We start from the raw sequence: 11459 nt of genomic DNA, 5'->3' as shown, positions 1-11459 counted from the left end.
CCGGGGCCGCATCGGGGCATTGCGCCCGATGCGATGGGTCTCAGCGTGCGCGGCGCGAGCGCACCAGCAGCACGATCAGCAGCAGCGAGAGAACCGTGAACGCAATGAACGACCAGTTCGCCAGCGTCAGGCCGAACAGCGACCAGTCGATCTTCGAGCAGTCGCCGCCGCCGCGGAAGATCATCGGCAGCGCGCGCTTCAGCGGGAAGGTCTCGATCATCCCGTAGAGGTCGCGACCGCAGGACACGACTTCGGGCGGATACCACTGCAGCCAGCTTTGCGAGGCTGCCGTGTAGGCGCCGCCGATTGCAGCCACCAACGCGAGCAGCCCGCCCACGAAGCGAAGGCCGACGTGGCGGAACACCCCGGCCAGGCCGGTGAAGAGCGCCACCAGCACCAGTGCATACCGCTGCACGATGCACATGGGACAGGGCTCGAGGCCCACCACGTGCTGCAGATAGAGCCCGAAGGCCAGCATGAGGACGCAGGCCAGGCAGATCAGCCCATACGCGCGGCGCGGCGCGCCGAAGTACCAATCGATCAAGGAGATACCCAATCTTCTTCTACGAACACCCTGGCCTTGCGCGGGTTGGCGACGACGGTGTCGCCTTCCTTCAAGCCCAGGTCACGGAACTGTTGCGCAGGGAGTTGCGCTTCGATGATGGTTCCGGAGCCCGGATTATCTGGATTCGATTCGGTGGGCTCAAGTTCCAGCCGCGCGATGGGGCCGACGACGATGGCGCGCGCCAGCGTGGCGACGATGCCGGAAGCGCCGGCCACATAGCGTGTCACATCGATGTCATGCGGACGCACATAGGCACGGGCCTTGGCGTCGCGCGCGCCGCTGTGCTCGGGCGAGTCCAGGCGCATGCCGTCGAGCTGCACCGCGCCGTTGTCGGCACGGCCGTGGAACAGGTTCACGTCGCCCAGGAAGCCGTAGACGAACGGGCTGGCCGGCTGGTCCCACACTTCCTGCGGCGAGCCGACCTGCTCGATCTGCCCCTTGTTGATGACCACCACGCGGTCGGCCACTTCGAGTGCTTCTTCCTGGTCGTGCGTGACGAAGATCGAGGTGACGTGCAGCTCGTCGTGCAGCCGGCGCAGCCAGCGGCGCAGCTCCTTGCGCACCTTGGCGTCGAGCGCGCCGAAGGGCTCGTCGAGCAGCAGCACCTTGGGCTCCACGGCCAGCGCGCGGGCCAGCGCAATACGCTGGCGCTGGCCGCCCGAGAGCTGCGACGGATAGCGGTCGGCCAGCCAGTCGAGCTGCACCAGCTTGAGCAGGTCGGTCACCTTGGCCTTGATCTGCGCGTCGCTCGGACGCTCCTTGCGCGGCTTCACGCGCAGGCCGAAGGCCACGTTCTCGAAAACGGTCATGTGGCGGAACAGCGCGTAGTGCTGGAACACGAAGCCCACCTGCCGTTCGCGCACGTGCACGTCGGTGGTGTCCTCGCCCGAAAAGAGGATGCTGCCGGTGTCGGCCGTCTCCAGCCCCGCGATGATGCGCAGCAGCGTGGTCTTGCCGCAGCCGGAGGGGCCGAGCAGCGCGACGAGTTCGCCCGATTCGACGTCGAGGTTCACGTCGCGCAGCGCGCGGAAGTCGCCGAACTGCTTGCTGATGTTGCGGATTTCGATGCTCATGATTTCTTCTCTCTCAGGCTCAGGCCGCCGTGGTTTCAGGGGGCCGTTCCGGGGGCAGCTCGGCAATGGCTTTCATCTCGCGCTCGTGGCGCCATTCGATGACCGACTTGATCACCAGCGTGACCAGCGCCAGGATGGCCAGCAGCGAGGCCACGGCGAACGCGGCCACCGACTGGTATTCGTTGTAGAGCACTTCCACGTGCAGCGGCATGGTGTTGGTCTGGCCCCGGATGTGGCCCGACACCACCGACACCGCGCCGAACTCGCCCATGGCGCGCGCGTTGCACAGGATCACGCCATACAGCAGGCCCCACTTGATGTTGGGCAGCGTCACGCGCCAGAAGGTCTGCCAGCCGGTCGCGCCGAGCACGATGGCGGCCTGCTCCTCGTCGGTGCCCTGCGCCTGCATCAGCGGAATGAGTTCGCGCGCGATGAACGGAAAGGTCACGAACACGGTGGCCAGCACGATGCCGGGCACGGCAAAGATGATCTTGATGTCGTGCTCCGACAGCCACGGACCCAGCCAGCCCTGGGCACCGAACACCAGCACGTAGATCAGGCCCGCCACCACCGGCGACACCGCGAACGGCAGGTCGATCAGCGTGGTGAGAAAAGCCTTGCCGCGGAACTCGAACTTGGCCACGGCCCAGGCAGCGGCCACGCCGAACACGAGGTTCATCGGCACCGCGATGGCGGCCGTGATCAGTGTGAGGCGGATGGCGCTCCAGGCGTCGGGCTCCTTCAGCGCTTCGAGGTAGGCATTGAGGCCCTTGCGCAGCGCCTCGGTCGCCACGGCCGCCAGCGGCAGCACGAGGAACAGGAACATGAACCCGAGCGCAATGCCGATCAGCGTCCAGCGCACCCAGGCGGATTCGGTAGTGCCGGCCTGCGCGCGGCGAATGACTTTGGAAGGTGCGCTCATGTCAGGCTCCAGCCCTGCGACGCTGCCAGGCTTGCAGGGCGTTGATGACCAGCAGCAGCACGAAGGAAATAACGAGCATCACCAGCGCGACCGCCGTGGCACCCGCGTAGTCGTACTGCTCCAGCTTGCCGATGATGATGAGCGGCGTGATCTCCGAGATCATCGGCATGTTGCCGGCGATGAAGATCACCGAGCCGTATTCGCCGATGGCGCGCGCGAAGGCCATCGCAAAGCCCGTGAGCAGCGCCGGCGCGATCGACGGGAAGATCACCTTGGTGAAAGTCTGCAGCCGCGTCGCGCCGAGCGAGGTAGCGGCTTCTTCCAGTTCTTTCTCGGCGTCTTCGAGCACCGGCTGCACCGTGCGCACCACGAAGGGCAGCCCGATGAAGATCAGCGCAATCACGATGCCCGCCGGCGTGAACGCCAGCTTGATGCCGTGCGGCTCCAGCAGTTGCCCGACCCAGCCGTTGCCCGCGAGCAGCGCGGTCAGCGAAATGCCTGCCACCGCCGTCGGCAGCGCGAACGGCAGGTCGACCAGCGCATCGACGATGCGCTTGCCCGGAAACTTGTAGCGCACCAGCACCCAGGCCACCAGCAGGCCGAACACCGCATTCACGATGGCAGCGAACAGCGAGGCGCCGAAGGTCAGCCGGTACGAGGCCATCACGCGCGGGGCGGTCACGGCCACCCAGAACTGGTCCCAGGTCAGCGTGAAGGTCTTGAAGACCAGCGCCGACAACGGGATCAGCACGATCAGGCTCAGATACAGGATCGAGAAGCCGAGCGTGATGTGGAAACCCGGCAGCACGCGCTTGGCGCCCCCTGCCCGGTTGGCACGCGAAAAAGGCGCTCCCGCGGACGGGAGCGCCGAAGGAACAGCGCCGCTCATTTACTTCGCGCCAGGGGTATACAGCTTGTCGAACTGGCCGCCGTCGTTGAAGTGCACCTTCTGCGCTTCGCCGAGGCTGCCGAACAGTTCCTGCACCGTGAACAGCTGCAGCGGCTTGAAGGTCGAGGCGTACTTCTTGAGCACGGTTTGCGAGCGCGGACGCAGCGCATGCTTGGCGGCGATTTCCTGTGCTTCTTCTGAGTAGAGCCAGTCGAGGTAGGCCTTGGCGAGCTCGCCGGTGCCCTTCTTGTTGACGGTGCGCTCGACCACGGCCACCGGGTTCTCGGCCACGATGCTGATCGACGGGTAGACCGAATCGACCTTGCCGGTACCGAACTCGCGGTCGATCGACACCACTTCCGATTCGAAGGTGATCAGCGCGTCGCCGATGTTGCGTTGCAGGAAGGCGGTGGTGGCATCGCGGCCGCCGCGCGCCAGCACCGGCACGTTCTTGAACAGCTTGCCGACGAACTCGGCGGCCTGGGCGTCGGTGCCGCCCTTCTTCTTGATGTATCCCCAGGCTGCCAGGTAGGCGTAGCGGCCGTTGCCGCCAGTCTTGGGGTTGACGATCACGACCTGCACACCCGGCTTGACCAGGTCGTCCCAGTCCTTGATGCCCTTGGGGTTGCCGTTGCGCACCAGGAACAGCATGGTCGACGTGGTCGGCGATGCGTTCTCGGGGAATTTCCTGGTCCAGTCCTTGGCGACCACGCCGGCGTTGGCCAGGAAGTCGATGTCGGTCGAGGTGTTCATGGTCACCACGTCGGCATCGAGGCCGTCGGCCACCGCGCGGGCCTGCGCGCTGGAGCCGCCGTGCGACTGGTCGATCTTGACGTCCTTGCCGGTGGCCTTCTTGTAGTGCGCCACGAAGGCCGCGTTGTAGTCCTTGTAGAACTCGCGGGCCACGTCGTACGAGGCGTTCAGCAGCGACGTGCCCTGGGCGAAGGCGTTGCCGCCGGCGAGTGCGGAGGACGCAAGCGCGAGCACGGCGATGAAGGTCTTTATTCTGGAAGTCATGTGATTGCCAAAGTTTCTGAAAATTCACGGCCCGCCGACCAGGCGGCGGGCTCGTCGGTCAAGGACTGGAGCAAGGCGAGGCCCAGCGGCCAGTCCCCGTGTCCCGAGTCGATGTTGATGTGGCCCGCATTCTGCATGCGGACGAACTCGCTTCCCCAGGCGCGCGAATATGCACCAGCCAGGCGGATCGGGCAAAAAGGGTCATTGCTGCTGGCCACCACGATGCTGCGGTACGGCAGCGCCGCATACGGCACGGGCGCGAAGTCGGAGAGCACGGCGCGGCGCTCGGGGTCGGCCGGAGCCACCAGCAGCGCACCCTGGATGCGGGCCGCCGCCTCTGGCGGCAGGTGCGCCGTGGCGATGCAGCCGAGGCTGTGCGCGGCGATCACCACCGGGCCGGGCTGCTCGAGCACCAGCTTGGCGAGCGCCGGCACCCAGGCGTCGCGCTTGGGCGATGCCCAGTCGTCCTGCACCACCCGCGCCGCGCCCGGAATGCGCTCTTCCCACAGGCTCTGCCAGTGGCCGGGCCCGGAGTCGCGCCAGCCGGGCACGATGACAACGCGAGTATTCATGAGCACTCCCCCAGGCTTCGCGCACTTCGTGTCGCTTCTCCACGCCCCTCGCCGGGGGCAACACCAGCGGCCCGGCAAAGCCGGTTCCGCGGTGTTCCTGGGAGGAGGGTCGAAGCTTTCACTGGCGGCTCTCGCTTGCTTACTTGTTGGGTTGCGGCGTGATGCGCAGGTAAGGCTTGACGGCCTTGAAGCCCTTGGGAAAGCGCTCGGCGAGTTCGGCCGGGTCCTGGATGCTCGGCACGATGACCACGTCGTCGCCGTCCTTCCAGTTCACGGGCGTGGCCACCTTGTGGCTGTCCGTGAGCTGCAGGGAGTCGATCACACGCAGGATCTCGTCGAAATTGCGGCCGGTCGACGCCGGGTAGGTGATGGTCGTGCGGATGATCTTCTTCGGATCGATGATGTAGACGCTGCGCACCGTGGCCGTTGTCGAGGCATTCGGGTGGATCAGGTCGTACAGGTCGGCCACCTTGCGGTCGGCGTCCGCGATGATGGGAAAGTTGACCGTGGTGTTCTGCGTCTCGTTGATGTCGCCGATCCATTCCTTGTGCTTGGTTGCAGGGTCGACGCTCAGTGCGATGGGCTTGACGCCGCGCTTGGCGAACTCGCCCGACAGCGCCGCCGTCTTGCCGAGTTCGGTGGTGCACACGGGCGTGAAGTCGGCAGGGTGCGAGAAGAACACGACCCAGGAATCGCCGGCCCACTGGTAGAAGTCGATGGGGCCTTCGCTGGAGTCCTGGGTGAAATTGGGGGCGGTGTCGCCGAGTCGCAAAGTTGCCATGATCGCTCCTGGATTGGATGGAAGCCTCGGATTGTGCGAACCATCGCTTCAATGCCAAACGAATATCTGCTTGTTTGGATATGACGTTTTTCGCATAACGACCGCCCCTTTGCCCTTTGGTTTGGGCTCAGAACATCCGCATATCGACGCTCTGCAGGTGCTCCGTCAGGAAGTCGATCAGCCGCCGCACCGCCGGCACAAGCGCCCGCCGCGCCGGAAACACCATGTGCGCCACCACCGGCGACGGCCCCCAGTCCGGCAGCACCCGCACCAGCCTGCCGGCGTCGACATCGGCCCGGCACATGTAGTCGGGCAGCATGATGGCGCCCACACCGCCCAGCGCGCCTACCTGCAGCGTCGCCAGGTCGTCCGCCACATAGCGCGGAATGTGCGAATGCACCCAGCTCTGGCCGTTCGGGCCTTCCAGCCGCCAGTCGCTGCGCCCGTCCCCGTTGACCGACATGGCCGCGGTCGGCAGCCTCGCCAGGTCGGCCGGCGTGTTCACCGGCCCGTGGCGCGCCAGCAGCTCAGGGCTGGCGATCAGCACGCCCCGGCTGTAGCCGAAGGTCTTGGCCACCAGCACGGTGCTGTTCTCGATGACGGGGCGCACGCGCAGCGCGATGTCGATGCCCTCCTCTATAAGGTCGACCGGCCGGTTGATCACGCGCATATCGATGCGCACCGCCGGATAGAGCGCCATGAAGACCGGCATCAGCCGTGCGAGCCCGCTGTGCGCGATGGTCACGGGGCAACTCAGCCGCACCAGTCCGCTGGGCTCGGTCTGCACCTGCGCAACCGCCTCGGCAGCGGCCTGCGCCGCGTCGCGCATGGCGGAGGCGTGGCGCAGGTAGATCTCGCCGGCCGGCGTGAGCGAAAGCCGCCGCGTGCTGCGCTGCATCAGCTGTACGCCCAGCCGCTCTTCCAGGTCGGCCACGCGGCGCGACAGGCGCGACTTGGGAATGCCCAGGGCCCGGCTGGCGGCGGCAAAGCCGCCCCGCTCGGCCACTTCGGCGAAGAAAACCATGTCGTTGAGGTCCTGCATGCCGCTCATTGTCCTGCAAACAGAACAAACTAGGCCAATTTTGGCTACTTATCGGCCACTGCATCCAAAAATAGAATTCTCATATTGCCGGCCAACTTGAGTGCCGACAGCCCCAAGAAAGTGATTGACTGATCATGAAGCTGCTCCACATCGACTCCAGCATCCTCGCCGCCAACTCCACCTCGCGCCTGCTCTCGGCCGAGACCGTGGCCGCCTGGCGCGCCGCCCACCCCGACACCACCGTCGAATACCTCGACCTGGCCATCGACGCTCCCGCGCATTTCAGCGCCGACTCGCTCGGCATCAAGACCGGCGTGCAGGCCCAGCCGACCGAAGCGCAAAAGCGTGAAAACGAGCTGTCGGAAAAGCTCGTGAGCCAGTTCCTGGCCGCGGACGTGGTCGTCATCGGCACGCCGTTCTACAACTTCTCCATCCCGACGCAACTCAAGGCCTGGATCGACCGCCTGGGGCAAGTCGGCCGCACCTTCAAGTACACCGAGAAGGGCCCCGTCGGCCTGGCAGGCGGCAAGACCGTCATCGTGGCCTCTTCGCGCGGCGGCGTCTATTCGACCAGCGAAGGCGGCCAGGCTATGGAACACCAGGAAAGCTACCTGAAGGCGGTCTTCGGCTTCTTCGGCATCACGGACGTGCGCATCGTGCGCGCCGAAGGCGTGGCCATGGGCGACGACGCCAGGGCCACCGCGCTGGCTTCGGCCCGCGCCGACATGCTGGTGGCAACCGGCGAAGCCGCCAACCAGAAGGACGTGGCGCAAGTCGCCTGACCCTGACTGGCCCCGCGCCATGAAAAAAAGCCGCTTTCACGGGCGGCTTTTTCGTTGGCGCGCGCTGCGCTCAGGCCGAGTGGGTCTTGACCCAGGCCACGTACTTGTCCATCCAGCCCTGCAGGAACTTCTTCGTGCCTTCGTTGCCGATGTGGCCCTTGTCGTCGAACAGGTCTTCCTTGGCCTGCAGGAACACTTCGGGCGCACCCAGCGTCGGCACGTCGAGGTAGGCCAGGATGTTGCGCAGATGCTGCTGCGCCAGCGCGGTGCCGATGGCGCCGACCGACACACCCACCACGCCCGCGGGCTTGCCGGCCCAGGCGCTCTGGCCATAGGGGCGCGACGCATGGTCGATGGCGTTCTTCAGCACGCCGGGAATCGAGCGGTTGTATTCGGGTGTGACGAACAGCAGGCCCTGGGCCGCTGCAATCTCGGTCTTCAGGCGCTTCACCGGGGCGGCCTGATTGCCGTCGTCGTCCTGGTTATAGGCCGGCAGGTCGTCGATGCGCAGATGCTCGAAGGTGACATCGGCCGGGGCGAGATGGGCCAGCGCTAGGGCCAGCTTCTGGTTGTACGAATCCTTGCGAAGGCTGCCGACGAGAACGGCGATGCGGATCTGTGCCATGAATGGAACTCCTTGAATGGAAGAGTCAGAGTCGGAATGACCGACGCGATTATGCGAACCCTCCATGACCCTATCTTAAAAAGCCCATCGCGCCGCGCCGACTCCTGAAGACTGCCGGAGAAATCACCGGCCTGAAGCAGCCCGCCGCAATCCCGGGCATCATCGCCGTCGATCTTTTTGGTTCGACTGATTCAGGAGCGACACGCGATGAGATTTCTGGTGGTGGGTGCCGGCGCACTCGGTGGTTATTTCGGCGGTCGTCTGCTGGAAGCTGGACGCGACGTCACCTTCCTGCTGCGACCGCGCCGCGCGGCGCAGCTCGCGAAGACCGGGCTGGTGGTGCAGAGCACGTTCGGCAACCTGCAGCTTCCAGCGCCCAGGCATGTACTGGCGGATGGCATCGACGGGCACTACGACGTGGTCATCGCCGGCAGCAAGGCCTACGACCTCGAATCGACGATGGACTCGTTCGCTCCAGCGGTGGGGCCGAACACTGTGATTCTTCCGCTGCTCAACGGCATGAAGCACATCGACAGCCTCGTCACGCGCTTCGGCGAAGACAAGGTGCTGGGTGGCCTGTGCATGATCTCCGCCACTCTGGATGACGAAGGCCGCGTGCTGCACCTCAACGACACGCACGGCCTGAGCTACGGCGAGCGCGCCGGTGGTCGCTCGGCCCGCGTCGACGCCATCGCGGCGCAGTTCGCCGGCGCAAAGTTCGACGGCAACGCCAGCGAGACCATCTCGCAGGACATGTGGGAGAAGTGGGTGTTCATCGCATCGGCGGCGGGCCTCACCAGCCTGATGCGCGCGTCCATCGGCGACATCATGGCGGCCGGCGGCGAAGACGTGGCGCTGTCGATCTTCGGCGAATGCTGCGCCATCGCCGCACACAACGGCTTCGCGCCGCGCCCGGCGGCCGTGCAGCGCGGCCGGGCCATCATGACCGCAGCCGGCTCGCCGATGACGGCATCGATGTACAAGGACATCGTGCGCGGCGCGCCGGTAGAGGCCGACCATATCGTCGGCGACCTGCTGAGCCGCACGGCGCCGGGCCATGCGACGACGCCTTCGGTGCTGCGCACGGCCTACGTCCACCTCAAGGCCTACGAAGCCCAGCGCGCCCGCACCGCGGGCTGACGCGGTGCAACACGCCATCGCCTTCCTGCACACGGCGCAGGCCCATGTGCCAACCTTCGAGCGGCTGCTCGGCGAAGCCGCGCCGGGCCTGCCGGCACGCCATGTGGTGCGCGACGACCTGCTCGCCGATGCACGCGTCGTCGGTGTTTCCGACGCGGCGCTGGTGGCTCGCGTTCACGCCGCCATGCAAGAGGCGGCTTCAGGCGGTGCCAAGGTCGTGGCCTGCACCTGCTCGACCATCGGCGGCATCGCCGAACACACGCCGACGGAAGGCCGATTCAAGGCCCTGCGCATCGACCGCGCCATGGCCGACCGCGCAGTGCGCACCGGCCCGCGCGTGCTGGTGGCCGCCGCGCTTCAGAGCACGCTCGCGCCGACCGTGGACCTGGTGCTATCGGCAGCCTCGAACGCGGGTGTGCTTGTCGAGCCCGGGCAATTGCTCATCGCCGGCGCATGGCCGCATTTCGAAGCCGGCGACATCGCCCGCTATGCCGAAACGCTGGCAGTCGCCATTCGCAAGGCAGCCGCCTCGGCCGACGTGGTGGTGCTGGCCCAGGCCTCGATGGCGCCCGCCACCGCGCTGCTCGCGGACCTTGGCATCGACGTGCTCAGCAGCCCTGCGCTGGGCGTGGCGCACGTCGCTGCGGTAGCTGCCGCAGCAGCTAGTCCGACTTGAGAATGGTCTCGCCCTTCAACATGCCCATGTCGCGGGTGTTGAAGCGGTGGCGCTTCCAGCCTGCCCAGGTGCGGCGGAAGTTCGCAATCGAAATGCCGTAATAAAGCACCTTGAACATGCGCAGCGCGTTCCACATCGGCGTGCCGTTGTAGATGTCGCCGGCCAGCAGCGACATCAGCGCCTCCTTCACCCGGAACGGGTTGCCGGGATGCATGAACATGTCGCGGATGGTCGGGTTGGTCACGCGGTAGATGAACCACGAATACTCGCGCGGCCCCTTGCGCATCATGGCCTCGAAGCCCTGGCGCGCCGCCGCCAGCCCGGCCGGCTGGTCGAGCGCGGTCGCCACCAGCTTCGCGCCGTCGAAGGCGCTGTGCATGGCAAGGTAGACGCCCGACGAGAACATCGGGTCGATGAAGGTGAAGGCGTCTCCCAGCATCAGGTAGCGGTCGCCGGTGGCGTGCGTGCTGGTGTAAGAGAAATTGCCCGTGGCATGCACCGCGTCGTCGACCAGCGTGGCGTTCTTGAGCCGCTCTTGCAGCACCGGGCACAGCGCGATGGTGTCGTAGAAGAAGTCCTTCAGCGGCTTGTCGCGCGTCTTCAGGTAATACGGCCAGCAGACCGCGCCCACGCTGGTGGTGCCGTCGGCCAGCGGAATGAACCAGAACCAGCCGTGCGGGAACCAGCAGATGCTGATGTTGCCTTCCTTCTTGCCTTCGAGCCGCTCGGCGTTGGTGAAGTGGCCGAACACGGCCGTGCTGTTGTGGTCGGGGTTCTTTTCCTTGCAGCGGAATTTGTTGGCCAGCAGGGTGTCGCGCCCGGTGGCGTCGACCACGAAGCGCGCTCGCCAGCTGCGCTTCGCGCCGTCGTCCATCTCCGCCTTGATCGTGGCGCCGTCTGCATCGAACGCCACGTCGCGCACCTTGCAGCCTTCGATCGTCTGCGCACCGCGCGTTGCCGCGTTGCGGAACAGCAGCTCGTCGAGCTCGGACCGGCGCACCTGCCAGGCGGAGTCGAGCGACTTGTCCCAGCCCTCGGCAAAGTCCACGTAGCTGCGGTGCTCATGCTCCGGCGAGACAAACTCGATGCCGAACTTCGGCATGCCGATCTTCTCGACCTGGTCGCGCACGCCGAGCTTGTCGAACAGCTCGACATTCCCGGGCAACAGCGATTCGCCGATGTGAAAGCGCGGGTGATGCGCTTTCTCGAGCAACACCACCTTGCGGCCCTGCTGGGCCAGCAATGCCGCAATGGTCGAGCCGGCGGGGCCACCGCCGACAACCATCACGTCACAGGATTCGTCGGCGGCCGAAGGCGTGGGGGAAGAAGCTTGAGGCAGGGACATGCGGTGGCAAGCATCACGAGTGTTAACAAT

The 11459-nt window shown here is 66.1% G+C and carries 13 protein-coding genes; 3 read left to right on the top strand and 10 right to left on the bottom strand.

What is annotated here, in order from left to right:
* Positions 1 to 40 precede the first annotated feature (40 nt).
* From ACQY8B_RS10050 to ACQY8B_RS10015, 8 genes are all read right to left on the bottom strand, one after another.
* Positions 41 to 544 (bottom strand): disulfide bond formation protein B, encoded by a 504-nt coding sequence (locus tag ACQY8B_RS10050; protein WP_422086563.1) that lies wholly within the window; start codon positions 542 to 544, stop codon positions 41 to 43.
* The gene (locus ACQY8B_RS10045; protein WP_081269401.1) at positions 541 to 1638 is read right to left on the bottom strand and encodes a sulfate/molybdate ABC transporter ATP-binding protein; all 1098 of its coding nucleotides are present in this window, start codon (positions 1636 to 1638) and stop codon (positions 541 to 543) included. Before ACQY8B_RS10045 ends, ACQY8B_RS10050 begins: the two co-directional genes overlap by 4 nt.
* A 19-nt stretch (positions 1639 to 1657) precedes the next feature.
* Positions 1658 to 2560 (bottom strand): sulfate ABC transporter permease subunit CysW, encoded by a 903-nt coding sequence (cysW, locus tag ACQY8B_RS10040; RefSeq protein WP_422086562.1) that lies wholly within the window; start codon positions 2558 to 2560, stop codon positions 1658 to 1660.
* Between the two features lies 1 nt (position 2561).
* Positions 2562 to 3449 (bottom strand): sulfate ABC transporter permease subunit CysT, encoded by an 888-nt coding sequence (gene cysT / locus ACQY8B_RS10035; RefSeq protein WP_422086561.1) that lies wholly within the window; start codon positions 3447 to 3449, stop codon positions 2562 to 2564.
* On the bottom strand, positions 3450 to 4466 hold the full coding sequence (locus ACQY8B_RS10030; RefSeq protein WP_422086560.1) for a sulfate ABC transporter substrate-binding protein: 1017 nt from the start codon (positions 4464 to 4466) through the stop codon (positions 3450 to 3452).
* Positions 4463 to 5038, bottom strand: a complete 576-nt coding sequence (locus tag ACQY8B_RS10025; protein WP_422086559.1) for an RBBP9/YdeN family alpha/beta hydrolase — start codon at positions 5036 to 5038, stop codon at positions 4463 to 4465. The genes ACQY8B_RS10030 and ACQY8B_RS10025 overlap by 4 nt, the downstream gene beginning before the upstream one ends.
* A 139-nt stretch (positions 5039 to 5177) precedes the next feature.
* The gene (locus ACQY8B_RS10020) at positions 5178 to 5819 is read right to left on the bottom strand and encodes a peroxiredoxin (protein WP_237674402.1); all 642 of its coding nucleotides are present in this window, start codon (positions 5817 to 5819) and stop codon (positions 5178 to 5180) included.
* A gap of 127 nt (positions 5820 to 5946) precedes the next feature.
* Entirely contained in the window at positions 5947 to 6861 is a 915-nt protein-coding gene (locus tag ACQY8B_RS10015; RefSeq protein WP_422086558.1) for a LysR family transcriptional regulator, read from the bottom strand.
* Positions 6862 to 6995: 134 nt separating this feature from the next.
* On the opposite strand from ACQY8B_RS10015, the gene ACQY8B_RS10010 reads away from it, so the two are divergent.
* Complete coding sequence (locus tag ACQY8B_RS10010) at positions 6996 to 7643, top strand: FMN-dependent NADH-azoreductase (RefSeq protein WP_422086557.1); 648 nt, start codon at positions 6996 to 6998, stop codon at positions 7641 to 7643.
* A 70-nt stretch (positions 7644 to 7713) separates the two neighbouring features.
* On the opposite strand, the gene ACQY8B_RS10005 is transcribed toward ACQY8B_RS10010, so the two are convergent.
* Positions 7714 to 8268 carry an NADPH-dependent FMN reductase gene (locus tag ACQY8B_RS10005; protein ID WP_422086556.1) on the bottom strand — a complete coding sequence of 185 codons (555 nt, stop codon included), beginning with the start codon at positions 8266 to 8268 and terminating at the stop codon, positions 7714 to 7716.
* A gap of 207 nt (positions 8269 to 8475) precedes the next feature.
* Between ACQY8B_RS10005 and panE the strand changes: the two genes are divergently transcribed.
* Entirely contained in the window at positions 8476 to 9408 is a 933-nt protein-coding gene (panE, locus tag ACQY8B_RS10000) for a 2-dehydropantoate 2-reductase (RefSeq protein WP_422086555.1), read from the top strand.
* 4 nt (positions 9409 to 9412) lie between these two features.
* Positions 9413 to 10084 (top strand): Asp/Glu/hydantoin racemase, encoded by a 672-nt coding sequence (locus tag ACQY8B_RS09995; protein WP_422086554.1) that lies wholly within the window; start codon positions 9413 to 9415, stop codon positions 10082 to 10084.
* Here the strand turns inward: ACQY8B_RS09995 and ACQY8B_RS09990 are convergent.
* Complete coding sequence (locus tag ACQY8B_RS09990; RefSeq protein WP_422086553.1) at positions 10071 to 11429, bottom strand: tryptophan 7-halogenase; 1359 nt, start codon at positions 11427 to 11429, stop codon at positions 10071 to 10073. The two genes, ACQY8B_RS09995 and ACQY8B_RS09990, sit on opposite strands and share 14 nt — an antisense overlap.
* Between the last annotated feature and the right edge of the window lie 30 nt (positions 11430 to 11459).

It is taken from the genome of Variovorax sp. (assembly GCF_965279555.1).
Taxonomy (GTDB): Bacteria; Pseudomonadota; Gammaproteobacteria; order Burkholderiales; family Burkholderiaceae_C; genus Variovorax.
This window is presented reverse-complemented; position numbering and strand designations above follow the sequence as displayed.